This window comes from Leifsonia psychrotolerans (assembly GCF_013410665.1).
GTDB classification, from domain to species: Bacteria; Actinomycetota; Actinomycetes; order Actinomycetales; family Microbacteriaceae; genus Cryobacterium; species Cryobacterium psychrotolerans_A.
In genome coordinates, this window is the sequence record NZ_JACCFM010000001.1 from 1,826,360 (window position 1) to 1,849,847 (window position 23,488).

The 23,488-nt window shown below is 65.4% G+C and carries 24 protein-coding genes; 8 read left to right on the plus strand and 16 right to left on the minus strand.

Going from position 1 to position 23,488, the window contains the following annotated elements; all coding sequences use genetic code 11:
* Nucleotides 1-32: 32 nt before the first annotated feature.
* Complete coding sequence (locus tag HNR05_RS08515) at nt 33-923, plus strand: TIGR01777 family oxidoreductase (protein ID WP_179578619.1); 891 nt, start codon at nt 33-35, stop codon at nt 921-923.
* Here the strand turns inward: HNR05_RS08515 and HNR05_RS08520 are convergent.
* Together HNR05_RS08520 and dapB are read right to left on the minus strand one after the other, a co-directional pair.
* Nucleotides 920-1,372 (minus strand): hypothetical protein, encoded by a 453-nt coding sequence (locus HNR05_RS08520; protein WP_179578620.1) that lies wholly within the window; start codon nt 1,370-1,372, stop codon nt 920-922. The two genes, HNR05_RS08515 and HNR05_RS08520, sit on opposite strands and share 4 nt — an antisense overlap.
* Nucleotides 1,369-2,184 (minus strand): 4-hydroxy-tetrahydrodipicolinate reductase, encoded by an 816-nt coding sequence (gene dapB, locus HNR05_RS08525; RefSeq protein WP_179578621.1) that lies wholly within the window; start codon nt 2,182-2,184, stop codon nt 1,369-1,371. Before dapB ends, HNR05_RS08520 begins: the two co-directional genes overlap by 4 nt.
* Before the next feature lie 92 nt (nt 2,185-2,276).
* Between dapB and HNR05_RS08530 the strand changes: the two genes are divergently transcribed.
* Nucleotides 2,277-2,771 carry a GNAT family N-acetyltransferase gene (locus HNR05_RS08530; RefSeq protein WP_179578622.1) on the plus strand — a complete coding sequence of 165 codons (495 nt, stop codon included), beginning with the start codon at nt 2,277-2,279 and terminating at the stop codon, nt 2,769-2,771.
* Nucleotides 2,772-2,860: 89 nt separating this feature from the next.
* Nucleotides 2,861-4,459: a DUF222 domain-containing protein gene (locus tag HNR05_RS08535; protein WP_179578623.1), complete on the plus strand. Its 1,599-nt coding sequence runs from the start codon at nt 2,861-2,863 to the stop codon at nt 4,457-4,459.
* Nucleotides 4,460-4,481: 22 nt separating this feature from the next.
* On the opposite strand, the gene HNR05_RS08540 is transcribed toward HNR05_RS08535, so the two are convergent.
* The gene (locus HNR05_RS08540; RefSeq protein ID WP_179578624.1) at nt 4,482-5,084 is read right to left on the minus strand and encodes a histidine phosphatase family protein; all 603 of its coding nucleotides are present in this window, start codon (nt 5,082-5,084) and stop codon (nt 4,482-4,484) included.
* A 90-nt stretch (nt 5,085-5,174) separates the two neighbouring features.
* Complete coding sequence (locus HNR05_RS08545) at nt 5,175-6,530, minus strand: M16 family metallopeptidase (RefSeq protein ID WP_179578625.1); 1,356 nt, start codon at nt 6,528-6,530, stop codon at nt 5,175-5,177.
* Between the two features lie 185 nt (nt 6,531-6,715).
* Between HNR05_RS08545 and HNR05_RS08550 the strand changes: the two genes are divergently transcribed.
* The gene (locus HNR05_RS08550; RefSeq protein ID WP_179578626.1) at nt 6,716-7,306 is read left to right on the plus strand and encodes a TetR/AcrR family transcriptional regulator; all 591 of its coding nucleotides are present in this window, start codon (nt 6,716-6,718) and stop codon (nt 7,304-7,306) included.
* Here HNR05_RS08550 and HNR05_RS08555 read toward each other — a convergent pair.
* Nucleotides 7,303-8,394 (minus strand): aldo/keto reductase, encoded by a 1,092-nt coding sequence (locus HNR05_RS08555; RefSeq protein WP_246318374.1) that lies wholly within the window; start codon nt 8,392-8,394, stop codon nt 7,303-7,305. The genes HNR05_RS08550 and HNR05_RS08555 overlap by 4 nt on opposite strands.
* Nucleotides 8,395-8,538: 144 nt before the next feature.
* Between HNR05_RS08555 and HNR05_RS08560 the strand changes: the two genes are divergently transcribed.
* On the plus strand, nt 8,539-9,045 hold the full coding sequence (locus tag HNR05_RS08560; protein WP_179578627.1) for a glutathione peroxidase: 507 nt from the start codon (nt 8,539-8,541) through the stop codon (nt 9,043-9,045).
* 114 nt (nt 9,046-9,159) lie between these two features.
* Nucleotides 9,160-10,290, plus strand: coding sequence for a baeRF11 domain-containing protein (locus HNR05_RS08565; protein WP_179578628.1), 1,131 nt, complete (start codon nt 9,160-9,162; stop codon nt 10,288-10,290).
* A gap of 14 nt (nt 10,291-10,304) precedes the next feature.
* Here the strand turns inward: HNR05_RS08565 and HNR05_RS08570 are convergent, their stop codons facing one another.
* The 7 genes from HNR05_RS08570 to HNR05_RS08600 are packed head-to-tail and all read right to left on the minus strand — an operon-like array spanning nt 10,305 to nt 17,918.
* Entirely contained in the window at nt 10,305-11,111 is an 807-nt protein-coding gene (locus HNR05_RS08570) for an aldolase/citrate lyase family protein (protein WP_179578629.1), read from the minus strand.
* Nucleotides 11,108-11,599 (minus strand): MaoC family dehydratase, encoded by a 492-nt coding sequence (locus tag HNR05_RS08575; RefSeq protein ID WP_179578630.1) that lies wholly within the window; start codon nt 11,597-11,599, stop codon nt 11,108-11,110. The genes HNR05_RS08570 and HNR05_RS08575 overlap by 4 nt, the downstream gene beginning before the upstream one ends.
* Nucleotides 11,596-12,243, minus strand: a complete 648-nt coding sequence (locus tag HNR05_RS08580; RefSeq protein ID WP_179578631.1) for a CoA transferase subunit B — start codon at nt 12,241-12,243, stop codon at nt 11,596-11,598. The genes HNR05_RS08575 and HNR05_RS08580 overlap by 4 nt, the downstream gene beginning before the upstream one ends.
* Nucleotides 12,243-13,028, minus strand: coding sequence for a CoA transferase subunit A (locus tag HNR05_RS08585; protein ID WP_179578632.1), 786 nt, complete (start codon nt 13,026-13,028; stop codon nt 12,243-12,245). The genes HNR05_RS08580 and HNR05_RS08585 overlap by 1 nt, the downstream gene beginning before the upstream one ends.
* Nucleotides 13,029-13,058: 30 nt before the next feature.
* Nucleotides 13,059-14,231: an acyl-CoA dehydrogenase family protein gene (locus HNR05_RS08590; protein WP_179578633.1), complete on the minus strand. Its 1,173-nt coding sequence runs from the start codon at nt 14,229-14,231 to the stop codon at nt 13,059-13,061.
* Nucleotides 14,228-16,303: an ATP-binding protein gene (locus HNR05_RS08595; protein ID WP_179578634.1), complete on the minus strand. Its 2,076-nt coding sequence runs from the start codon at nt 16,301-16,303 to the stop codon at nt 14,228-14,230. Before HNR05_RS08595 ends, HNR05_RS08590 begins: the two co-directional genes overlap by 4 nt.
* A gap of 7 nt (nt 16,304-16,310) precedes the next feature.
* Nucleotides 16,311-17,918, minus strand: a complete 1,608-nt coding sequence (locus HNR05_RS08600) for a carboxyl transferase domain-containing protein (RefSeq protein WP_179578635.1) — start codon at nt 17,916-17,918, stop codon at nt 16,311-16,313.
* An 85-nt stretch (nt 17,919-18,003) separates the two neighbouring features.
* Between HNR05_RS08600 and HNR05_RS08605 the strand changes: the two genes are divergently transcribed.
* Complete coding sequence (locus HNR05_RS08605) at nt 18,004-18,699, plus strand: TetR family transcriptional regulator (protein WP_179578636.1); 696 nt, start codon at nt 18,004-18,006, stop codon at nt 18,697-18,699.
* A 35-nt stretch (nt 18,700-18,734) separates the two neighbouring features.
* Here the strand turns inward: HNR05_RS08605 and HNR05_RS08610 are convergent, their stop codons facing one another.
* The 4 genes from HNR05_RS08610 to pdhA are packed head-to-tail and all read right to left on the minus strand — an operon-like array spanning nt 18,735 to nt 22,811.
* Nucleotides 18,735-19,394, minus strand: coding sequence for a 4a-hydroxytetrahydrobiopterin dehydratase (locus tag HNR05_RS08610; protein WP_179578637.1), 660 nt, complete (start codon nt 19,392-19,394; stop codon nt 18,735-18,737).
* A 20-nt stretch (nt 19,395-19,414) separates the two neighbouring features.
* On the minus strand, nt 19,415-20,722 hold the full coding sequence (locus tag HNR05_RS08615; protein ID WP_179578638.1) for a dihydrolipoamide acetyltransferase family protein: 1,308 nt from the start codon (nt 20,720-20,722) through the stop codon (nt 19,415-19,417).
* Entirely contained in the window at nt 20,719-21,717 is a 999-nt protein-coding gene (locus HNR05_RS08620; RefSeq protein WP_179578639.1) for an alpha-ketoacid dehydrogenase subunit beta, read from the minus strand. Before HNR05_RS08620 ends, HNR05_RS08615 begins: the two co-directional genes overlap by 4 nt.
* Entirely contained in the window at nt 21,714-22,811 is a 1,098-nt protein-coding gene (gene pdhA / locus HNR05_RS08625) for a pyruvate dehydrogenase (acetyl-transferring) E1 component subunit alpha (protein WP_179578640.1), read from the minus strand. Before pdhA ends, HNR05_RS08620 begins: the two co-directional genes overlap by 4 nt.
* A 161-nt stretch (nt 22,812-22,972) precedes the next feature.
* On the opposite strand from pdhA, the gene HNR05_RS08630 reads away from it, so the two are divergent.
* Nucleotides 22,973-23,452, plus strand: a complete 480-nt coding sequence (locus tag HNR05_RS08630; protein ID WP_179578641.1) for an Lrp/AsnC family transcriptional regulator — start codon at nt 22,973-22,975, stop codon at nt 23,450-23,452.
* Nucleotides 23,453-23,488 lie beyond the last annotated feature (36 nt).

Below are 23,488 nucleotides of genomic sequence, written 5' to 3' on the forward strand. Positions count from 1 at the left end.
TCTGCCGCTCACGCGGTTCCGTTGGAGCACCGATGCGCATACTCATCAGTGGGGCATCTGGCCTCATCGGAACCGCGTTTGGCGCGGCCGCGACCGCGAGCGGACACACCGTGGCGCGCCTCGTGCGGCGGCCGTCTCGATCGGCCGACGAGGTGACGTGGGATCCGGCCACGCTCAGCCTCGACCCCCGGGCACTCGACGGCGTCGATGCCGTCGTCAACTTCTCGGGCGCGTCACTCGCTCGCCTCCCCTGGACTCCAGGCTACCGCCGCGAAATTCTGCTGTCTCGCGTGCAAGCCACGCACACCCTGACCGACGCGATGCACGCCGCCGCGCATCCGCCGCAGGTGCTGCTCAACGCTTCGGCGGTGGGCATTTACGGCTCCCGTCCGGGCGAACTCCTCACCGAAGGGTCGACTCCGGGCACCGATTTTCTGGCCACCGTCGTCGCGGCCTGGGAGCAGGAGTCGGCGCGTGCGCCGGCCGACACCCGGGTGGTCACCTTTCGCACTGGGCTCGTGCTCGCCAAGCGCGGAGCCCTACGCCCGCTGATCCCTCTCGCGAAGCTCGGCCTGGCCGGCCCTCTCGGCCGTGGCACCCAGCAGTGGCCCTGGATCAGTCTGCACGACGAGGCCGCAGCCCTCGTCCACCTCCTGAGCTCAGACCTCAGCGGGCCGGTCAACGTGGTCGGACCCGCACCGGCCAGCGCCAACACCGTCATCCGAGCGTTGACGGCGGCGCTCCACCGGCCATTTGTGCTTCCCGTTCCCGAGCGGATGCTCACCCTGCTTCTTCAGGACGCAGCGCGGCAGCTTCTCCTCGCCGATCAACGGGTGAGCTCAACTCTGCTTCAGAATGATGGCTTCCAGTTTCGGCACGCGACGCCGTCCGCAGCCATCGCGTGGATGCTCCGCCAGCCCTAAGCCGCGCGCCGTTTCGCCTGTTCGAGCGAGATCGCAGTGCGAATCGCCTGTCGGGCGCGTTTACGATCGCCGGCAGCATCGTACGCGAGCCCGAGCCGAAACCAGGATGCCCAATCGTTCGGTGCGGCATCCACCTCGGCCTGAAAACGCGGAAAATCTGCATCGGCTTCATCGCGTACCGGGCGACCACTGGCGCGTACTGTCAGCTCCTCCGCCGGCAGAGCACCGGCGGCATCGAGCATCTTCACGAGCCGTTCCGTGCGCAAGCCGAATTGCACTTCGCGCACCAGTGCCCAGATACCGATGAGCGGCAGCACCAACAGAGCCACACCGATTCCGACGGCAACCGGCTCCCCGGTGCCGATGAACAGCACGGCCCGCCATCCGACCAGAACGATGTAAAGCAGAAGAAGCACCGACATGAAGAGGGCAGCGACGCGGCCCTTCATGCGGTGACCTCCGACGATTCGGGGGCCGGCCGCACGGTGTCGGCTCCGCCCGTCGCACTCGCTTCCCGTGGCACCGTCGCGACGCCCAGGTCGAGTAGCTGCTCGAGCCCCACGACGACGCCGCGCGCAGAGCGGGTCGCGGCCAAGGCCAGCAGGATGCCACGCTCGTAGGAGGCCGTTGACTGCGTGTTGTGGCTTATCGTGAGCGTCTCACCGGTGCCACCGAGGTGTACATCTTGACGAGCGAGCAAGCCACTCAGACGCAGGCTATGCACGGGAACGCTTGACACTTGCTGACCGCGGGCACGCTGATCGGTGTGCGGCGCGTCGACGGGACCGAGCTCTGCGCGGGCGCGTCCGATCAGTTCTGCGGTACGTACGGCAGTACCCGACGGCGAGTCGACCTTGCCGGCGTGGTGGGCTTCGACGATCTCGATCGAGTCAAAGAAACGTGCGGCCTGTGCGGCGAACGCACTGGCCAGCACGGAACCGATCGAAAAGTTCGGGATGATGATCACGCCGGTCTCGTCGCGCCCTGCAACCCGGCGCGCCAGGGCGTCAATGCGGTCCTGCGACCAGCCCGACGTTCCCACCAGCACCCTCAGGTTATTGTCGGTTGCGAACTCAACCACGCCCTGGCTCACGCCCGGGGCGGTCAGATCCACGGCGACATCCGCTGCGAGCATGTCGCTCAGCGCACTCGTCGAGTTGAGTTGCGCGACGAGCTCATACCCATCGGCGGCAGCGATCAGACCAGATACCAGACGCCCCATCTTGCCCGTTGCGCCGATTACGGCCACCCGTGTTGTCATGGTTCCAATCTACCAAGCGCACATCGGACCGAGCCGCGTCGGCGCCGCGCTGCTCAACACCACGCCGCTCACACCGGCCGTACGCTGAATGCATGCCCGTTTTCACCATCGTCTCCGCCGCGGACTCCCGAGCGCAGGCGATTCTCACCGAATACTTCGACGAGCGCTCGGCTGGATTTCCGGCCACACAGGGCCGATACCGCGTGAGCTTTCCCGACCCGGCGAACTTTGAGCCCCCACGAGGCCTGTTTCTTCTTGCTGATTCCCAGCCGGATGCGGCCGAGTCGACGACGGTCGGCTGCGGGGGGATCCGGCGCATCGACGACGCCCCGAGCGGAGCCGTACGGTACGAAATCAAACACCTCTTCGTGCGGCCGGAGGCGCGCGGACACGGCTGGGGCCGAGCCCTGCTCGCCGAACTTGAGGCGCGAGCGCGGGAGCTCGGCGCGCGCGAGCTCGTGCTTGACACAAACGCGAGTCTTGCCTCGGCCGGTGCGCTCTATCGCAGCACCGGTTTCGTGAACATTCCGCCCTACAACGACAATCCGAACGCAACTGATTGGCGTGCGAAGCCGCTCGACCCGTGAGCCCTGTAGTCGAACAAGATACCTATAGCAGGATACCCACAGTGAGAATTGCGCTAGACTTAGTCGTATATTTGTTCTAAACTGGATCTATGGACGACATGTTCGTAATCCCACCAGAACCGCCCTTCGACCCGCCGAGTGTGCTCGGCGCCGAAGGACGTGAGGCAGGGGTCTCCGAGGTGGCTGCAACGTTCGAGTCCGACCTTGGTGCTGGTGCTGGTTTCGGTGTCGGTTTGGCTCCACGGGAGTTGGTTTCCTCCCTGACCGCGATCATGGGCGCGCCGGCGCCTGTCACGGCTGCGGCCATCGATGTGGTCGGGCAGGCGATCGCTGATGCGGGAGTCGCCGTGCGGCAGGCGAACCGGGCGATGGCCGCGTACCTCGCCGCCCTGACCCGGGTGATCGAGGTGGCCCGGCAGAACCCGAGCATCTACCTCACCGCGTCCGGGCTTCGCCAGCCCGACGCCCTCGACCTGGCCGTGCGTTCGGCGGCAGTGGATGCGGCGTTGCACCTGCATCTCTCCTCCGACGTGGTGCGCACCCGCGCCCACGAAGGCGATGTACTGACCGCCTCGCTGCCGCAACTCTGGGCCCTGTTCCAGGACGGCACACTCGGTTACGCGCAGGCCAGCGCCGCGGTGCACTTTCTCACTAGCATCACCGACCCCGCCCAGATCGGCGCGTTCGACACCGAACTGGCCGGGGTCGGCCCCACGCTGACACCCGGCGCGTTCCGACAAAAGGCCCGCACCCTCGCCGAACGCCTCCGCGCCGAACCCGCCGCACACCGCCACGCCCACGACCTCGCCGAACGCCGTGTCAGCGTCGAACCGGTCCCCAACGGCATGGCCTGGCTGAACGCGAACATCAGCGGCGTCGACGCGACACGCATCAGCGCCCGCCTGAACGCCACAGCCAAACGCATCGCCCACAACGAAACCACCGCCCGCAGAAAAGCCATCGCAACCGCCCGCGCCACCGCCCACCGCACCGCCCGACACGCCGGCCTGAGCCCCGCAGAGACCCAAGACCTCATCGCGACAGCCGAACAGGATGCCGCCGCACGCTGTCGCCGCCGCTCCCGCGACCAGATCCGCGCCGACCTGCTCGTGGCCTGGCTGGCCGGAGACGGCACCCCCACCGCCGCAAAAGTGCGCCCCCTGCTGCTCGTGCCCATCCTCGGCCTGCTCGGCACAAGCGACCAGCCGGCCGTGCTGCAGGGCTACGGCCCCATCGACCCCGTCACCACCGCGCAACTCTTCACCAACGCCCCCGCATTTCGCCGGGTCGGCACCGACCCGATCACCGGCGAGATCCTCAACTTCGACCGCACCCGCTACCGACCCAGCAAAGCCCAACGCGACCTACTCGCGGTAATCTATGGCACCTGCGCCTGCGACGGCTGCACCCGCCTCGCCGTCACCGCCGACATCGACCACGTCAGAGAATGGGCCCGCGACACCGGCCCCACCAACCTCGCCAATCTGCTCCCCCTCTGCGGCCCCGACCACCGCCTGAAAACACACTCCACACTCAGATTCACAAAAGAACCCGACGGCTCCGTCACCATCAACACCCCCACCGGCTACCGCAGCCGCACCACCCCAGCACCCCCACTCCCGGATCGACTCCCGGGCCCACGACCAGGTTCACGACCGGCACCGCTACCCATCGATCCACCGTTCTAACCCGCGGACCCGACACGCACCGTTAGAACATCAGCGGGTCAGGCAGCCCGGTTCGCAGTTCAACCGGCAGGTGCCCCAGATCGTTGTGGGTCACAAGCGTCCACGGGCGTCCCGGTTTCTGCTGCAACACCGTCAGTCCGCAGTTGGCCTGGTTGATGCTGATCCAGCGCCAGTCGGGTGCACCCAGAACCTCACGCACGAACCAGGCAATGACAAAATTGTGGGTGATCAGCAGGTCATGCCGTTCTCCCGGGCGGGCCTGCAGAAACTCGGTCATTGCGTCATCCATTTGCGCATGCCCCGCCTCAATTTCGGCTTCCGTCACTGCGCCAAAGAACGGCGCGTAGGCCGCGGGCATCTCGGGGGCCTTTCCCGATGGGATGCAGTCGAAGAGCAATGGTGACGGCTCACTCGTCAGCGAGGGAAGACGCTCCGCAATGATCTCGGCGGTCGCAGCTGCGCGCTGCAAAGGGGAATGCCAGGCCCCGGTGAACGGCACCCCACTCAGCCGATCGGCAATCAGATGGGCTTGCCGCTTGCCACGCGCCGAGAGCGGGCCGTCCGGCATTCCATGCTCGGCGTCTTGCTGTTCACCGTGACGAACCAGGTAGATGTAGTGGGGCATCGTTGTCCCTTTCGTTGTCATTCATGGTCAGCGGGTTGACGCGCCAAACGCCGAGGCCGCAGATGGGCCGAACGCTGACGGGTTCCGAGGCTAGGGCCGCGCAGCGGCAGGAGAAAGCGACGTGAAGACGTCGTCTTCGAGCGCGCCGACGGCGGCGATCGAGACGGGGCCCGAGACGAGCTCGGTGGCGAGTTGCTGCACATCGTCGGCAGTCACGACTGCCAAGCGGCGCAGCGCCTCGTCGAGGTCGGCGAATTCACCGAGTGTGATTTCGGACCGGCCCAGGCGCGACATCCTGGTATCTGAGTCTTCCAAGGCGAGAGCGGATGCCCCTGAAAGTTGGCCGGCCGCACGCTTCATCTCATCGGCGGTGACACCATGATCGGCCAGGCGGTGAAGTTCGCTCAACAACAGTTCTGCTACCTGGCCGGCCTTGGCCGGCGTGCAACCCGCGTACATGCCGAACAGGCCTGCATCGGAGTAGCCCGGCGCGAATGAATACACCGAATAGGCGAGGCCGCGCTTCTCCCGCACCTCTTGAAAGAGTCGAGACGACATTCCGCCTCCGAAGATTGAATTGAGCACGCTCATCGTGACGCGGCGATCGTCAGACGCAACCAACCCCGGCATGCCGATGAGCATGTTCGCCTGCTCGAGAGGACGACGCACGATCGTGACCGGAGCGCCCTGACTGATCGAAGCAGGGTGACCCATGCGGCGTCCCACCGGCACGGCAACCTCGTCAAGATTCCAGCCGGCCCGCACCAATGCGCGCGTCACCTGCTCAACCAGCGCGTCATGATCGACGGCTCCGGCCACGGTGACGACCAGGTCTTGCGGGCGGTAGTTGGCGAGATAGTGCTCATAAACCGCATCCCGCGTCACGGCCTGAATTGTCTCGGGGCTGCCACCGATTGGGCGGCCCAGCGGATGCACTCCGAGAACAGCCTCGAAGAAGCGCTCGCTCGCGACATCGCTCGGGTCATCGTCGGCCATGGCCAACTCTTCGAGGATCACCCCACGCTCGTTCTCAAACTCGACCGGGTCCAACAGTGACGCGGTGAGCATGTCGGTGAGCACATCGACAGCCATCGTCAGGTCGCGATCCTGCACCTTGGCGTAATAGCAGGTGTATTCCTTCGCGGTCATGGCGTTGTGTTCGCCCCCGACGGAATCAAAGGCCACCGCGATGTCGAGGGCAGAACGCGTGCGGGTTCCTTTGAACAGCAAGTGCTCAAGAAAGTGCGTCGATCCAAAATGCCCGGGAAGTTCATCGCGGGAGCCGACGGCGACCCAGAGCCCGATGGTGAGGCTGCGACTACCCGGCACCTGTTCACTCAGAATGCGCACTCCGCTTGGCAGTACGCTTCGGCGCACGCGAGAATCACCGGCAGCCTGAAAAGAGAGTTCGGGCAGGTCTAGGGGGAACTCAACTGCACCGTTCATGTCACAGACCACCTTACGACACCCCCACGAGAGGTGACCTCATCCGTGCGATTGACTCAACGCGCCCCGCCGACCTCCCCGTGAAAGGCGCCATTCTGTGTTACCGTCTGGGGACAATTTCAGGGCAGTGACACAGCCCTCTTTTCGCCTCTGACGGGCGCAGCCAATGAAGGGGCACAACACGGATGGCCGAGACCACGGTGTCACGCGCTCACCCTGCTCTGCATGCACGAGTGCGTATCCTCGAAACAGCCGACCGGCTCTTCTACTCAGAAGGCATTCACACCGTGGGCGTCGACCGTCTCATCGCTGAGGCTCAGGTCACAAAAGCGACGTTCTACAAGTATTACCGGTCGAAAGACAACCTCATCGTGGCCTACGTCACAAGCCGCGACGAGCGCGCTCGTGCTCTCGTCGCCGATATTTTTGCGACCTATGCCAGCCCCGCGGAACGCCTGAAGAATCTCGGCGGCCGCATTGCGGGGTTGCTTCGCGAGAGTGAGTTCTATGGGTGCGCGTTCGTCAACGCCGCAGCTCAATTCCCCGAGGCCACGCATCCGGTGCGCCAGGCGGTGGACGTTCACCGCGAATGGTACGGCGTGACGATCGAAGATCTCTTTCGAGCGCTGGGCCACCACCGCCCCGGCGATGCCGCCGACGACTTTCTGCTCGCCCGCGATGGTGCCTACGCCGGCGCCAGCCTGGGCGATCCAGTCGCCGCTCAGGCTGCACTGCGGCGAGCGGTTGCCCGCTCAATCGGGCAGGCAGAGGCCTAAAGGCTGACCCGGTCGAGGTCGTGCATCTCACTCCGCGTGAGATTCAGACGTGAGGCACCCATCAAATCGGCGAGCTGCCCGGCCCGTGAAACGCTGGTTACCGGGGCGAGCATTCCTCGGGCCAGCAACCAGGCCAGCGCAATCGTTGCCGGCACGGCGTCGTGGGCGTCGGCGATGCGTTCCAGAGCGCTGACCACGCGCAGGGTGCGGCGGTTCAGGTAGGGCACGATCCTCCTGCCGCGTTCATCGGCTGCGACATCACCTTTCGTGCGGTAGGTGCCCGCGAGAAAACCATGGGCGAGCGCGAAATAGGGCAGAACCGGCATGCCCTGGGCCCGGGTGACGAGTTCCAGTGACGACTCGAACTCCGCCCGATGCACCAGGCTGTACTGAGTCTGGAGGGCGACGAACTTCGGCAGACCGTTGGCCGCGAGCACTCGGGCCTCCATCAGGCGTTCTGCGCTGAAATTCGACGCGGCAAGGGCGCGCACCTTTCCCGCTTTCATCAGCACGTCAACAGCCCCCAGGCTCTCCTCGAGCAGAACCGAGGTGTCGTCGTAGTGAAAATAGAGCACATCAATGTAGTCGGTTCCGAGACGTTCAAGCGATGAATGCACGGCGCCCACGATGCTGCGGGCGCCCAGTCCCGCGAAATCACGATTGCGCCCGATCTTCGTGGCAACCACAGTCGAATCGCGAGCGGACCGGCTGCGCAGCCAGGAACCGAGCAGCACCTCGCTCCTGCCCGAGGCATAACTGTCGGCCGTGTCAAGAAAGTTGCCGCCCAGATCCCGATATGTGTCGAGAATGCTCATGCTGGTGTCGCCGTCGGTCGTCCAGCCGAACACGCTACAGCCCAAGGCGAGCGGAGAGACCACAAGGTCGGTACCGGGTAGCGCGCGCCGCACCTCGCCCCCGTTGAGGCTCACGGGCGGCTGCGTCGCGCACGTCACCGCGCCGGTGTGCTGCACCTCGATCGGTCCGGTGAACGAACCGAGATCGAACTCGAGGTCAGGCAGAGCCGTTCCGACGGGTGCCGTGTCGACCGGCGCCGTTATGGCGGGTGCCGTTCCGCCCATGCGAGCCATCAGATCTGCCTCCCTACTCCCGAGACTAATCCCGCGGCACGGAATGCGTGTGAACCGCCCGCAACCGTTACCGAATGTTGATTGACGGCGAGTGCAGGGCGATTTCTGAGCCAGTCCGACGTGTCGGCGCGCTACCCTGAAGTCATGTCTGAGTCCGCACTGTATGAGATTCCCTTGACCTTCATCGACGGCACCGAAACGACCTTTGGCGAGTTCAAAGGAAAGACCGTGCTCGTGGTGAACGTCGCATCGAAATGCGGATTCACCCCGCAATATGCCGGGCTGGAGGCGCTCTACGAACGATTCTCCGACGACGGGCTCGTCGTGCTGGGTCTGCCCTGCAACCAATTCATGGGCCAGGAGCCGGGCGGCGACGACGAAATCGCACAATTTTGCGATCTGAACTTCGGCGTGAGTTTTCCGATGACCACCAAGGTTGATGTGCGCGGCAAGCACCAGCATCCGTTATACGGCGAGTTGACGAAGTTCAAGCACGGGCTACTCCCCGGCCTGATCAAATGGAATTTCGAGAAATTCCTGGTGAACTCGGATGGTGAAATCGTCGACAGATTCGCCTCGGCGGTTGAACCCGAGTCCGACACCATCGTGCAGGCGATCGAAAAGACCCTCAGTGCTCAGCGTGCGAGCTGACGCCCTTTCAGCAGCAGGCTTGCGAACGTAGACTGTCCAAACGGTCGGGTCATCTCGTTGTGACTACTCCCTGACGGCTCGCCGCGCGCGTTCCATTCGTCAAAGGAGATTGATATGCAGCACACCGATATCCCCACGCGCTCCGATGTGGAAGCTCTCGCGACGACTCGAGAACCCGGATGCGTCTCGATCTACCTCCCGACCAGTCCCCTACCGTCTGGAACGGAACAGTCACGCATCCTGTTGAAGAACCTGGTGCGCACGGCGACCGACCAACTCGTCGATTCGGGCGCCGACGAGAGTCTCATCGAGTCGATTACGTCGGCCGTTGATGCGCTGGTGGCAGACCGCGACTTTTGGCGATATCTCTCGAATAGTCTGGCCATCTTCGTCACTGGCTCCGGCCTGTCGAGCTACCGGCTGCCCAATCGCCTGCTTGCCGTCAGCGAGGTCTCCGACCGTTTCTATATCAAGCCGCTGCTGCGCGCCGTCACATTTCCCCAGTCGGCCTTCGTGCTCGCCCTCGCCCAGAACTCGGTGCGACTCATCGAGGTCTCGGCCGACCTGCCCGCCAACCGGCTCGACATTCCAGACATGCCCGTGGATGTCGCCAGCGCTGTCGGATTGGACTCGATCAAGGGGCGCAGTCCGGACGGTCGCGAGGGGCGTCTCCAAGGCACTGAAGGCCAGAAAGTGCGCATGCGCGAGTACGCGCAGTCCATCGCGCGAGCAATTCGCCCCACCGTGTTGGCCTCCAGCCGTCCCCTGATCATTGCGGGAACCGAGCCGCTGGCCAGCATCTACCGTTCGGTCTCGACGTTCCCTCGCCTCACCGACGCTGTGATCGCCGGGAACCCCGAAGAACGCTCCGACGATGACCTCGCCGCGGCCGCACGCCCCATTCTCGATGAACTGTACGCCGCGGAGCTCGCCACGCTGGCCGACCGTTTCGGCTCGAACGCGGCGCACGGCCGCGCGGTGACCGATCTCACCGATGTGGCCCGGGCCGCAACCAGCAACGCGATCGACACGCTGTTGTTCGATATCGATCAGAAGGTCAGCGGCACGGTCGATGACGAAAGCGGCCTCGTCACTCTCAGTGACGACGATGACGCCATCAACTATGGTGTCGTCGACGAGATCGTTCGCCGCGCGCTCTTATCTGATGCCCGCGTCTTCGCGGTGCGTGCCGACCAGGTTCCTGGTGGCGGCCCGGTCGCAGCGCTGGTGCGCTTCCCTGCCTGATCGAGCCGTCCTGATCAGCGAGTGCGTCGGAGCACGGCCTCGGCATGCCTGAGCACGGGCCCGTCGATCATGCGGCCCTCGTCAACAAAAACCCCGTCATGATCGCGGGCCTTCCGCAGGAGTTCCCGCGCGCGTTCGATCTGCTCGGGGCTCGGCCGGTATGAGGAGCGAATCGTCTCGACCTGGCTCGGGTGGATGCACGCCGTGGCACGGAACCCGCTGGCCACGGCATCCTCAGATTCCGCAGCCAGGCCGACCAGATCGGAAATGTTCAGGTGCACCGTGTCGATCGCCGCTTTGCCCTGCGCTCCGGCCGCCAGCAAGACGTGCGCTCGAGCGTGACGGGCGACATCCCGGTAGCGGCCGTCAGCGAAGCGACTTCCAGTTCCGCCAAGCGACGCGACAAGGTCTTCGGCACCCCACATCAGCGCGACGACGACGGAGCTCGCTGCGATGTCGGCCGCGGCCAGGATACCCGCTGCGCTCTCGCACAACGCGACAACGTCGAATCCGTCCAACACGTCGAGGGCCGTGGCGCTCTCCACCTTCGGCACCATCACCAGCCGGTAGTCGGTTTCGGCGAGCGCAGCGAGGTCGCGGGCACAGTCGCTCGTTCCCACCGCGTTCACTCGCACAATGGTGCGGTCGGGGTCGACGGGGGTAGCGATCAGTGCGGCGCGGGCGGCCGGACGGCTCTCAGCCCCGACGGCATCCTCGAGATCGATGATCACGGCATCCGCTCGGTCGAGCGCCTGTGCATACCTATCGGGCCGGTCGGCCGGGCAGAACAGCAGCGCGGGGCCGAGGTCAAAGCCGTTCACGGCGCCGCCGCCGCGCACCAGACGAGCACAGAGCGAACGGCCGTCGCCACGGCCACGTCGTTTTGATTGCGGCCGGTGTGCATGAGCGTCACGATTCCTTGCCCGGGCCGCGAGGCGGAGAGCCGTTTTGCGGTGACGATGCTCTCGGAGTAGAGGGTGTCGCCGTGGTAGAGCGGATGCGGGAACGCAACCTCTGAAAAACCCAGGTTGGCCACGATAGTGCCCTGCGTCAGCTGCGCCACCGAACTGCCCACGAGGGTCGACAGCGTGAACATCGAGTTCATCAGACGCTCTCCGAACGGTTGGGTTGCCGACCACGCGGCATCCAGGTGCAGCGACTGAGTGTTCATGGTCAGTGTTGTGAAGAGCACGTTGTCGGTTTCGGTCACGGTGCGACCAGGGCGGTGCAGATAGCGGGCGGCGCGGTCGAACTCCTCGAAATAGAGACCGCGCTGCAGAATCGGAGTGCGCTGCTCCAGCTCGGTCATGAGAGCTCCCATTCATCAATCTGCAGTGTGGCGCCCGTCACAGCAATCACCTCAGCGATGCTCACTCCGGCTGCGCGCTCCCGCAACACGAGACCGTCGGTCGTGACGTCGATCACAGCCAGATCGGTGATGATGCGATCGACGCAGGCCCGGCCGGTGAGAGGCAGAGTGCAGCGAGAGACGATCTTCGGGTTGCCGTCTCGGTCGGTGTGCTCCATCATCACAATGAGCGTGCGTGCCCCGAAGACGAGATCCATCGCTCCCCCCATGCCCTTCACCATTTTGCCGGGGATCATCCAGTTGGCCAGGTCGCCGTTTTCTGCCACCTCCATCGCGCCGAGAACCGCGACATCGACGTGCCCGCCGCGCACCATGCCGAATGACAGCGCCGAGTCGAAGAATGATGCCCCGGGCTTGACCGTGACTGTTTCTTTACCGGCATTGATCAGGTCGGGATCGATCTCGCCCGGACTCGGGTAGGGACCGACTCCGAGGATGCCGTTCTCCGAGTGCAACACGACCTCGATATCGGCCGGAATGTAGTTGGGAATCAGTGTGGGCATGCCGATGCCGAGGTTGACGTAGAGCCCATTGGTGAGTTCCCGGGCTACCCGGGCGGCCAGTTCGGTGCGGGTGAGAGCCATCAGCGCACGCCCGTCGCAGCGTGGACGGGCTCGCCCGGTTCGGACACCGTGCGTCGCTCGATCCGTTTCTCGACGTCGCCGACCACGACGATTCGTTGCACGAAGATTCCCGGCGTATGAATCTGGCCGGGGTCGAGTTCTCCGGGTTCGACGAGTTCTTCGATCTCGGCGATGGTGATCCGTCCGGCCATCGCAGCGAGCGGGTTGAAGTTTGCGGCCGCCGCATGAAACACGAGGTTTCCGTAGCGGTCGCCGCGCTGGGCGTGAACGAGCGCGAAGTCGGGAGTGAGCGATCGTTCCAGCACGTAGTCGCCACCGTCGAAGCGGCGCACCTCTTTGGCCGCGGAGGCCACGGCTACGCTGCCATCCGGGTGGTAGCGCAGCGGTAGTCCCCCCTCGCTCACCTGCGTGCCGACGCCGGCCGGAGTATAGAAGGCGGGAATTCCGGCGCCTCCCGCGCGCAGCTTTTCGGCCAGGGTGCCCTGCGGCGTGAGCTCAACTTCGAGTTCACCGGCCAGAAACTGGCGGGCGAACTCTTTGTTCTCACCGACATATGAGCTGACCGTGCGCCGGATACGGCCGTCACGGAGCAGAATGCCGAGCCCCCAGTCATCGACACCGCAATTGTTGCTCACGGTCTCGAGCTCGCGCGTGCCGTGGTCATGGAGGGCCGCGATGAGAACGGCGGGGATGCCGCACAGGCCGAATCCGCCGACGGCCAGGGACGCGCCATCCGGAATATCGGCAACGGCTTCGGCCGCCGTGCCGATCACTTTGTCGATCATGCCGTTCTCCTGTCTGAACCGTGAAGGGATCTAAAGCGTGTCAAAGCCCAACTCCCGGGCGATGATCATGAGCTGCACCTCGGTTGTGCCCTCTCCGATCTCAAGGATCTTCGAATCGCGGTAATGCCGGGCCACTGGGTTCTCGTTCAGGAATCCGTAGCCGCCGAAAATCTGGGTGGCCGCCCGTGCGTTGTCCATGGCCGCCTCACTGCCGATCATCTTCGCCAGGCTTGCCTCCAGCTTGAACGGCCGCCCGGTGACGAGTTTGCGCGCTGCGTCGTAGTACGCCAAACGCGACGCGTGCACTCGGGCTTGCATGCGCGCGATCGTGAAGGCGATGTGCTGGTTCGAGCCGATATTTCGCCCAAACACATTACGGGTCTTCGCATAGCGCACTGCCTCCTCGAGGCAGCCCTGAGCCGCCCCCGTGCACAGGGCCGCGAATGCCACCCGGCCCTCATCGAGGGTTTGAATGAAGTTGGCGAACCCTCGGCCGCGTTCGCCGAGGAGGTTGGCTGCGGGAACGCTCACATTCGTCAGGGTGAGCGGATGCGTGTCTGACGTGTGCCAGCCGACCTTGTCATAGCCGGGTTCCACCACGAACCCCGGTGTGCCACTCGGCACCAGGATGGCGGTGAGTTCTTTCTTGACCGAGCCGTTCGCCCGCGTCGACTCGCCGGTGACGGCGGTGATCGTCACCAGGCGGGTGATTTTCGTGCCCGAGTTGGTGATGAACTGTTTGGTGCCGTTGATCAGCCACGTCTCTCCGACCAGCTCGGCCGTGGTCTGAGTGCCCGCGGCATCCGACCCGGCTTCAGCCTCGGTCAGCCCAAAACCGGCCAGGGCCTTCCCCTGCGCGAGCATCGGCAGCCATTCGTCTTTCTGAGCGGCGGTGCCGCTGCGAAACACCGGCATCGCACCGAGACCAACGCCGGCCTCGAGCGTCACGGCGATGCTCTGATCGACCCGGCCGAGCTGCTCGACGGCCAGACAGAGAGAGAAGTAGTCCTTTCCCTGCCCGCCGTATTCGAGTGGGAACGGCAACCCGAACAGTCCCATCTCGCCCATGTGGGCGATGATGTCGTAGGGCAACTCGCGCTTCGTGTCGTACTCGTACGCGGCGGAGGCCACGACGGTGTCGGCGAAGTCGCGCACCGTGTTGGACAGGCGCTCTTGTTCGTCGGTCAGATCGGATGTAATCATGGGCTCTCTCCTGCTTCGATGGTGGCGACGAGCTGGCCTTGGCGCACCGCGTCGCCCACGGCCGTCGCCAGGGTGAGGGTGCCGGCCACCGCCGCCGTGAGTGCGTGCTCCATCTTCATGGCCTCCACGGTCACGATGACATCTCCGACCGCGACGACGTCTCCGGTGGCTGCTCCCAGCACGACGACCGTTCCCGGCATCGGCGAACGCAGTTCGGGGCTGGCCACGGGAGGCACCGCCGATCCGGTTTGTGGGGCATCGTGCAGGTGTGGGGCACCGTGCAGTTGTGCGGCCCCGGCGAGCAGCCGGAGGGCACGCGCGCTGCCCCCTTCGCCGAGCCAGACGGTGCCGCGCTGCACCACGATGTCGATCGTGCGCGTCATTCCGGCCACCGCGACGCTGTGGGCGTGCGGCCGACCCGGCCGCGGGGAGGAAATCAGGCTCGCCGGAACCGCAGGTCGGCCGTCGAGTGCGACGGACGCGGCATCCGTTGGCCCGTCGACCCACACGCTGGTGCGCGGGCCGCGCGCGTTCCCCACGACGACCGTCCCCTCTGCGCTGTCGACCAGCGTGTATCGGGTGGGTTGCGAGGGGCCGAGCCGCCAGCCGGAGGGCGCCGACCAGAGCGGATGCGACGAGCGGGCCGCCGCCGCGTCGTCGCGGTCGCGCAGAGCAAGCGCGGCAGCCACCGCCAGATGATCGTCGACCGTGCCGAACGTCAGGGTGGGCAGCAGCCGTTCGATCAGGCCGGTGTCGAGGGCGCCGGACACAACGTCGCGATCGTGCAGCAACATCCGAAGGAACTCGATGTTGTTCGGCAGGCCCAACAACACGGTGTGCGCCAGCGCCCGATCGAGCCGCGCGAGCGCCGTAGCGCGGTCGGGTCCGTGCGCGATCACTTTCGCCAGCATGGGGTCGTAGTCGGCACCCAGTTCGAGCCCCTCCCGCAGCGAGCTGTCCATACGGATGCCCTCCCCCTGCGGTTCGGTCAATGCACGCACGGTGCCCGTGGCGGGCAGGAACCCGGCCGCCGGATTCTCGGCGTAGACCCGTGCCTCGATGGCATGCCCGGTGACCACAACCTGATCGGGTGTGAGGGTGAGCGGCTCCCCCGCCGCAATCCGAAGCTGCCAGTCGACGAGATCGAGCCCGGTGACGAGTTCGGTGACGGGATGTTCGACTTGCAGCCGCGTATTCATCTCCATGAAGAAGAACTCGTCGGGCGCGGCGTCCGACACCAGAAATTCGACGGTTCCTGCCCCGCGATAGTCAACGCTGCGTGCTGCATCGCAGGCGGCCTGGCCGATGCGTGCCCGTGTGGCCGCGTCGAGCAGTGGCGAGGGCGCTTCTTCAATCACCTTTTGGTGTCGTCGCTGCAGCGAGCATTCGCGTTCACCCAGATGAATGATGTGCCCGAAATTGTCGGCGAGCACCTGCACCTCAATATGCCGAGGCTCGGGAATGAGCCGTTCCAGAAAGAGCGTGTCGTCGCCGAATGCCCGGGCCGAAATGCGCCGGGCCGTCTCGATCGCGCCGGCGAGGTCGCGTGGATGTTCGACGACCTGCATTCCCTTGCCGCCGCCGCCGGCCGAGGGCTTGATCATCAGCGGGTAGCCCACCTGCGACGCGCCCGCGCTGAGTTGGGCGTTGCTGAGACCGGGTTCGGTCAGTCCCGGAATGGTGGGAACCCCCGATGCGGCGACGTGCTTTTTCGATCTGATCTTGTCGCCCATCACCCGCAACGCGTGCACGTTGGGACCGATGAACACCAAACCGGCAGCCGTGACCGCTTCGGCGAAGCGCTCATTTTCACTCAGAAAACCGTAGCCCGGGTGAATCGCCTCTGCGCCCATGCGCACTGCGGCGGCCACGATCGCTTCGGCGTTGAGGTAGCTCTCTGCCGCTGCGGCCGGTCCGATTCGCACGGCGACGTCGGCCAGGCTCACATGCAGCGCGTCACGGTCGGCGTCGCTGTAGACGGCAACCGAGCGGATGCCGCGGGCGTGAAGGGTGCGCATGATGCGGCAGGCGATCTCACCACGATTCGCGACGAGAACTGTCCTGAACATCATGGCGGCCTCACATCCTAAAGAGGCCGAAAGAGGTCTCGGGCAGGGGCGAGCGTGAGCAGACATCGAGGGCGAGTCCGAGTACCGTGCGGGTGTCGGCCGGGTCGATGATGCCGTCATCCCAGAGACGCGCCGTCGAATAGTAAGGGTTGCCCTGCCGCTCATACTGGGCTGTGATGGGGGCGGTGAACTCGACTTCTTCCTCGGGCGAGAATGTTCCACCAGCCTTCTCGATCTGCTCCCGTTTGACGGTGCCCAAGACCTGCGCGGCCTGGCTACCACCCATGACCGAGATTCGGCTGGCCGGCCAGATCCAGAGAAAACGGGGTGAGTAGGCGCGTCCACACATCGAGTAGTTGCCAGCACCGAACGACCCCCCGATCACAACGGTGAGCTTGGGCACTCGCGTCGTGGCGACGGCCGTGACCATCTTTGCTCCGTGCTTGGCGATTCCGCCCGCCTCGGCATCCGTGCCGACCATGAAACCCGAGATGTTCTGCAAGAAGATCAGTGGGATTCCGCGTTGATCGCAGAGTTCGATGAAGTGGGCGCCCTTCTCGGCCGATTCGCTGAACAGCACCCCGTTATTCGCGACAATTCCGACCCGATGGCCGTGGAGTCGAGCGAAGCCCGTGATGAGTGTCGTGCCGTATTCCCGCTTGAACTCGTGGAACTCACTGCCGTCAACGAGACGGGCGATCACCTCGTGCACGTCATACTGGCCGTGCACATCGACCGGGACGGCACCGTACAGCTCGCCCTCATCGACCGCGGGGGCGACGCTGTGGGCCACCTCCCACGCGGGCGGATTCGGCTCGGGCAGTGTCGCAACGATGTCACGCACGATCTGCAGTGCGTGCCGATCGTTTTCGGCCAGGTGGTCGGTGACACCAGAGACTCGGGAGTGCAGGTCGCCCCCGCCGAGCTCTTCTGCCGTCACGATCTCGCCGATCGCCGCCTTCACCAACGGCGGACCCCCCAGAAAGATGGTGCCCTGCCCGCGCACGATCACCGTCTCGTCGCTCATCGCGGGAACATACGCTCCGCCGGCCGTGCACGACCCCATCACCGAGGCGATCTGCGGGATCTTCGCCGCGGACATCCGCGCCTGGTTATAGAAGATGCGCCCGAAATGCTCGCGGTCGGGAAAGACCTCGTCTTGCAGGGGAAGAAAAGCCCCGCCGGAATCCACCAGATAGATACAGGGAAGCCGGTTTTCGAAGGCGATCTCCTGGGCCCGCAAGTGTTTTTTGACGGTCATCGGGTAGTAGGTGCCGCCCTTGACCGTGGCATCATTCGAAATGACAAGCACGTGGCGGCCGTGCACGAGGCCGATTCCGGCGATCAGACCGGCACCCGGGCTGTCGTCGTTGTAAAGCCCCGTTGCGGCCAGCGGGGCGATTTCGAGAAACGGGCTTCCGGCGTCGAGCAGTTCGTCGATGCGTTCACGGGGCAGCAGCTTTCCGCGCTCCTGATGCCGCTGGCGTGACTTTTCAGGCCCACCGAGTGCGGCGACGGCCACGCGTTCGCGCAGCTCGGCGACGAGGCGGCGCTGAGCCGTCGCCCGTGAGGCGAATGTGGTATCTGTCGGGTCGAGCCGACTCGTGAGTGTCTCCATCGACAGCTTCCGGCTAGTCAGTTAGTATTGATTAACTGAACTCAGGCTAGCCAGTCTGATCCCAGATGTCTAGAGGGGGCGCAGCGTGCCAGACTCCGATGCCGTCACCATAACCCTGCGCGGTCGGGCGAAAGCCGATCGGCGCCAGGCTTTGCTCACGGCCGCGGCGGTTCTCTTTGCCCGGTCCGGATTCAACGGCGTGAGCATTGACGACCTCGGTGCCGCGGCCGGGGTGAGCGGCCCCGCCGTCTACCGGCATTTCAGTGGCAAACAGGCCCTCCTCTCCGCGTTGCTCGTGGGGGCGAGTGAGGGGCTCCTCACCGGCGGTCGGGCCGTCGTAGACAGCGCGGCGGATGCGCCGGCCGCGCTCCGTGGGCTGGTGCGCTTTCATGTCGATTTCGCGCTGGCGAACCCCGACGTCATCCGGGTGCAGGATCGGGACCTGGCGAGCCTGGGCGACGCCGACCAGCGGAGGGTGCGTACCCTGCAGCGCTCCTATGTCGAGCTGTGGGTGACTGTGCTTGAACGGCTGAATCCGCAGGCCTCCGTACCCGCGTTGCGTCTGCGTGCCCATGCCACGTTTGGACTCATCAATTCGACCCCGCACAGCGTTTCGAGCTTGCACAGCGTTTCGAGCTTGCACAGCGTTTCGAGCTCGCACAGCGTCTCGAGCTCGCACAGCGTCTCGAGCTCGCACAGCGCGCCGCCCGCTGAGCCAGGCGGCATCCGCGCGCTGCTTGAGCAGATGGCGGTGGCCGCGTTGACGCCGCCCGCCAGCTGACCGACCGAACCGTGCGGGCCCGTTTCGAGGGGTCTCTACGCCGCCGTGGTGCAGACGCACAACTCGTTGCCTTCTGGATCGGCGAGCACCCACCAGTCGGGAGCGTGTTCGTCGGTCAGCAGCAGCCCTCCAGCCGCGACAATGTCGTGAACCCGGCCCGGCGCATCCGCCTGCGGGAGGTAGACGTCGAGGTGGATGCGGTTGCGATCGGTGCGCGCGATCTGCATGTGTTGGAACCAGATGCGCGGTGAGCGGCCGAGTGGGTCGACCAACTCGATGCCGTCGTCTCCGGACGATTCGAGGTAGCCGAGGCCCACCCGCCAAAACGGGATAAGGGCGCCGGCGTCGGTGCAATCGATGGCAATGTCGTATCGGGCGGGCAGTGCAGTGGCCGGTGTCGCACCCAACTCATCGGCAATCTCCTGGATGCGCCCGGCGAGGTGCAGGTCACGCTCGGTCACCCCCGCGGCGTCGTGCGAACTCAGCGCAAATCCCACGCTTCCCCAGCCCAGGGTGACGTCGGGGTGGTGGTTCATCGTCTCGGCCGCCTGCCCCACACGGGTGACCAGCGCGAGCGCCGATACGAAGTCTGCCGTGTGGAACGTGGCATGCAGGATCCCGTCGAAATGCACGAACGCGGTGCCGCACACTGCGTCTGCGGTGTCGGCGGGGGTCAGCGTTTTTTCGGGCGTCATGGCTTCACTCTGCTCCGGCATCAGACCATCGTCAACACACGAGCCGGGTTCGACAGCACTCGGGCGATGTCGATCAGCACGCGTGAACCCTGCTCACCGTCGACCAGTCGATGATCGAAGGTCAAGCTAAGCGTCATCACCTGCCGCAGGGCGACCTCGCCGCGATACTCCCAGGGTTGACGACGGATCGCCCCCAGCGCCAGGATCGCGGCCTCACCCGGGTTCAGGATCGGAGTGCCGGCGTCGACTCCGAACACTCCGATGTTGGTAATGGTGATCGTGCCGCCGCGCAGCGCTTCCGGGGCTGTCCTGCCGGCCCGCGCGGCCTCGGCGAGGGTGCTCAGAGCCAGGCCGAGGGCACGGAGGTCGAGTCTCTCGGCATCCGGAATCGTGGGCACGACAAGCCCGCGGGCAGTGGCGACAGCGATGCCCAGATTCACGTAGTGGAACTGCACGATCTCAGCGGCTTCTTCATCCCACCGACTGTTCACCGCGGGCGTGCGCACGAGCGCCAGGCAGAGTGCCTTCGCCGCGACCGAGAGAATTCCGAGGTGCACATCGGCGAAGTCGATCTCGTGTTTCAGAGTCTCGAGGAGCTCCAGTGTGGGCGTCACATCGATGGTGAGAAACTCGGTGACCTGCGGCGCGGTGAACGCGCTCTGCACCATCGCCGCTGCGGTGAGCTTGCGCACACTTTTGATCGGACTGCGGGTTTCACGAGTTTCTCCCGGGGCGGCGGATGCCACGCCCTGAGCGGGCGAGACCGGCCGGGCACCCGTGCGGCGAGCTATTTCGGCCAGCACGTCGTCCCGACAGATCAGGCCGTCCGGCCCTGTTCCGGACAGGCTCGCCAAATCGATGCCATTCTCGCGGGCCAGGGCGCGCACGGGCGGAGTCGATCGGGGTCGTTCTCGTGCGGGCGCGTCTGAATCACCCGCAGGTGCGTCTGAATCACCCGTCGCCGCGGGCGCGACCGCAGCCGTGCCTCGACGCTCGCGGCGTGCCGGTTGGCCGATCGATTCGGCTGCCGCGCCGTAGCCGACAAGCATGGGCTCGCGCACGGGTTCTGTGACTGCAGGCGGTGCGGCATCCGTCACCTCGAACGAGACGAGTGGCTGGCCGACCTGCACCACGACACCGGTGGGCTGGTGCAGATCGACAACGACGCCGGTGTAGGGCGAGGGCAGTTCGACGACGGCCTTTGCCGTCTCCACATCGGCAATGTGCTGGTTGAGTGTGACGGTGTCGCCCGGAGCGATGTGCCAGGCGACGATCTCCGACTCGGTCAGTCCTTCGCCGAGGTCGGGAAGCGCAAAGACCCGGATCATGAGCGGCGTCCCAGCACACGGTCGACGGCATCGAGAATGCGATCGAGGTCGGGCAGGTGATGACCCTCCAACTTCGAGGGCGGGTAGGGGATGTCCCAGCCGGTCACCCGCAGCGGGGCCGCCTCGAGAAAACTGAAGCAGTGCTCGGTGACGGTCGCGATGATCTCTCCCGCGAGACCGCCGGAACGCACCGCCTCATGCGCGACCACGAGCCGGCCGGTCTTTCTGACCGACGCGTCGAGCGCGGCGTAGTCGATGGGTGCCAGGCTGCGCAGATCGATCACCTCGATCGAGATTCCGTCCGCGGCAGCCGCGAGCGCGGCATCCGTGGCCACCGAGACAAGCCCGCCGAACGTCGCCAGCGTCACATCGGTTCCCGGGGCGACGACGACGGCGCGCTCGAGCCCTGGCGCCCGATCCCCCGCCCGATCTGCCGCATCGAGGTCGACCTCGCCCGCAACGTGATAGCGACGCTTGGGTTCGAAATAGAGCACCGGGTCATCGCTGGCGATGGCCTGGCGAATGAGATCGTAGGAGTCCTGCGGGTTTGACACCGCAATCACCCGCAGGCCCGATGTGTGCGCAAAGTAGGCCTCCGGCGAGTCAGAGTGGTGCTCGGCTGAACCGATGCCCCCGCCGACGGGCACCCGGATCGTGATCGGCATCGTCATCGCCCCACGAGTGCGGGAGTGCATTTTGGCGACCTGCGTGACAATCTGGCTGAATCCCGGGTAGATGAAACCATCGAATTGAATCTCGCAGACCGGGCGGTAGCCGCGCATGGCCAGCCCGACCGCAGTGCCGATGATGCCGGATTCCGCCAGCGGGGTGTCGATCACACGCTGAGCCCCGAACTCGGCCAGCAGGCCGTCGGTCACCCGAAAGACGCCTCCGAGTGTGCCGATGTCTTCACCGAGCAGCAGCACCCGTGGGTCGTCGAGCAGGGCCTGGCGGAGGCCGGCCCCAATTGCCTTGGCCATCGTGAGTCTGGTCATGACTGGCTCCCGTGTGCATCGGTGAAACTTGCGAGGTACGCGGCATATTCAGCCCGCTGCGCTTCCAACGGCGCGAACGGTGTCGCGTAGACGTCGTCGAAGATGCTGAGCGGGTCAGGAGTCTGCAGAGCGATGCACCGTTCCCGGAGTTCGGCGGCCACGGCATCCGCTCGCGTGGTCGTTTGCTCCTCGATCTCGGGGGTCAGCAGGCCCTCGATTTCCAGGAGTAGCCGAAGCCGCAGAATCGGATCCTTCAGCTTCCACTCCTCCAGCTCGGCCGCATCCCGGTAGCGGGTGGGGTCATCGGCCGTCGTATGTGGGCCCATCCGATAGGTGACGGCTTCGATGAATGTCGGCCCGCCGCCCTGCCGCGCACGATCGAGGGCGAGGCGTGTGACCGCCAGTACCGCCAGCACGTCATTGCCGTCGACACGGATGCTCGGCACCCCGAATCCCGGCGCACGTTCGGCCAGGTTCACCACCGACTGCAGCCCGACCGGTTCAGAAATCGCCCACTGATTGTTTTGGCAGAAGAAGACGACGGGCGCGTGATAGCTGGCGGCGAAGACGAGGGCCTCGCTGACGTCGCCCTCGCTCATCGCACCGTCACCGAAGTAGGCGATCGCCGCGGAGTCCGTGCCATCGAGCGCAGCCCCCATTGCCCAACCGGTCGCGTGCAGGGTTTGCGCGCCGATGATGATCGTGGGTGAGGCCATACCGATCGAGTACGGATTCCAGCCGGCATGGCTGATACCGCGCCAGGCCCGGAGCAGATCGCCGAGATCGACGCCGCGGCACCAGGCCACGCCGTTCTCGCGGTAGCTGGAGAAGACGAAGTCGTCGGAACGCAGCGCGCGAGCGGAGCCGACCTGGGACGCCTCTTGGCCGAGCAGCGGTGGCCATAGGCCGAGTTCTCCCTGGCGTTGCAACGCCGTCGCCTCGGTGTCGATGCGGCGCACGACGACCATGTCCTGATAGAGGGCGATCAGCTGTTCGGCCGTGACATCGGCGACCCAGGAATCGCTCTCACCGGCGGAAACCCGTCTGCCGGCCGGGGTGATCATCTGCTCATACTCGACCTGAACCTCGCTCATGCCACACCTCGCTCAGGATGCATCCCCGCGTCGTTGCGGACGATGGTGTCTCTCGACCTCTCGTGAGCGTACGTCGGGCGCGCAGACCGCACAATCACGCCCGATTTGGTTGTGCATATTGCTCTGTTCTGCGCCGAAAGGCGGTGCTATGGTCTGGCACTATGCACAGCATTGATGCGACCGATAGCCAGCTACTGCGTGCGCTCATCGACGACCCGCGCGGCACATTCGTGGCGCTCGCCGGCACGCTCCAACTCTCCCGCAACACCGTGCAGGCCCGCATGACCCGACTCGAGGCCTCGGGCGTGTTTTTGTCATTCGATCGGCGCATCAACCCAGTGGCCCTCGGCTATCCGCTGACGGCCTTCATCGAGGTGCATGTTCAGCAGAAGCGACTCGCTCAGATCGTGGCCGATCTCGCCGGCATTCCCGAGATTGTGCAGGCGCACGGCATGAGCGGCACGACCGATCTGCTCGTACAGGTGGTCTGCACGGATGCCGACGATCTCTTTCGCATCGATGGCACGATTCTCGCCGTCGATGGCGTCGACCGCACGGCCACCTCGCTGGCGATGGGCGAACTGATCCCCTATCGGCTGCGACCGCTGCTCGATCGCATCTCGCCGCCGCAGGGTAGGTAGCGCGTCCGCAGGGCAGGTACGGCGAGCAGGCAAGCA

Bases quoted from the DNA above. Each gene is read 5' to 3' on its own strand.
- HNR05_RS08515 (WP_179578619.1), top strand. From the start codon at position 33: ATGCGCATACTCATCAGTGGGGCATCTGGCCTCATCGGAACCGCGTTT.
- HNR05_RS08520 (WP_179578620.1), bottom strand. From the start codon at position 1,372: ATGAAGGGCCGCGTCGCTGCCCTCTTCATGTCGGTGCTTCTTCTGCTT.
- dapB (WP_179578621.1), bottom strand. From the start codon at position 2,184: ATGACAACACGGGTGGCCGTAATCGGCGCAACGGGCAAGATGGGGCGT.
- HNR05_RS08530 (WP_179578622.1), top strand. From the start codon at position 2,277: ATGCCCGTTTTCACCATCGTCTCCGCCGCGGACTCCCGAGCGCAGGCG.
- HNR05_RS08535 (WP_179578623.1), top strand. From the start codon at position 2,861: ATGGACGACATGTTCGTAATCCCACCAGAACCGCCCTTCGACCCGCCG.
- HNR05_RS08540 (WP_179578624.1), bottom strand. From the start codon at position 5,084: ATGCCCCACTACATCTACCTGGTTCGTCACGGTGAACAGCAAGACGCC.
- HNR05_RS08545 (WP_179578625.1), bottom strand. From the start codon at position 6,530: ATGAACGGTGCAGTTGAGTTCCCCCTAGACCTGCCCGAACTCTCTTTT.
- HNR05_RS08550 (WP_179578626.1), top strand. From the start codon at position 6,716: ATGGCCGAGACCACGGTGTCACGCGCTCACCCTGCTCTGCATGCACGA.
- HNR05_RS08555 (WP_246318374.1), bottom strand. From the start codon at position 8,394: ATGGCTCGCATGGGCGGAACGGCACCCGCCATAACGGCGCCGGTCGAC.
- HNR05_RS08560 (WP_179578627.1), top strand. From the start codon at position 8,539: ATGTCTGAGTCCGCACTGTATGAGATTCCCTTGACCTTCATCGACGGC.
- HNR05_RS08565 (WP_179578628.1), top strand. From the start codon at position 9,160: ATGCAGCACACCGATATCCCCACGCGCTCCGATGTGGAAGCTCTCGCG.
- HNR05_RS08575 (WP_179578630.1), bottom strand. From the start codon at position 11,599: ATGACCGAGCTGGAGCAGCGCACTCCGATTCTGCAGCGCGGTCTCTAT.
- HNR05_RS08580 (WP_179578631.1), bottom strand. From the start codon at position 12,243: ATGGCTCTCACCCGCACCGAACTGGCCGCCCGGGTAGCCCGGGAACTC.
- HNR05_RS08585 (WP_179578632.1), bottom strand. From the start codon at position 13,028: ATGATCGACAAAGTGATCGGCACGGCGGCCGAAGCCGTTGCCGATATT.
- HNR05_RS08590 (WP_179578633.1), bottom strand. From the start codon at position 14,231: ATGATTACATCCGATCTGACCGACGAACAAGAGCGCCTGTCCAACACG.
- HNR05_RS08595 (WP_179578634.1), bottom strand. From the start codon at position 16,303: ATGATGTTCAGGACAGTTCTCGTCGCGAATCGTGGTGAGATCGCCTGC.
- HNR05_RS08600 (WP_179578635.1), bottom strand. From the start codon at position 17,918: ATGGAGACACTCACGAGTCGGCTCGACCCGACAGATACCACATTCGCC.
- HNR05_RS08610 (WP_179578637.1), bottom strand. From the start codon at position 19,394: ATGACGCCCGAAAAAACGCTGACCCCCGCCGACACCGCAGACGCAGTG.
- HNR05_RS08615 (WP_179578638.1), bottom strand. From the start codon at position 20,722: ATGATCCGGGTCTTTGCGCTTCCCGACCTCGGCGAAGGACTGACCGAG.
- HNR05_RS08620 (WP_179578639.1), bottom strand. From the start codon at position 21,717: ATGACCAGACTCACGATGGCCAAGGCAATTGGGGCCGGCCTCCGCCAG.
- pdhA (WP_179578640.1), bottom strand. From the start codon at position 22,811: ATGAGCGAGGTTCAGGTCGAGTATGAGCAGATGATCACCCCGGCCGGC.
- HNR05_RS08630 (WP_179578641.1), top strand. From the start codon at position 22,973: ATGCACAGCATTGATGCGACCGATAGCCAGCTACTGCGTGCGCTCATC.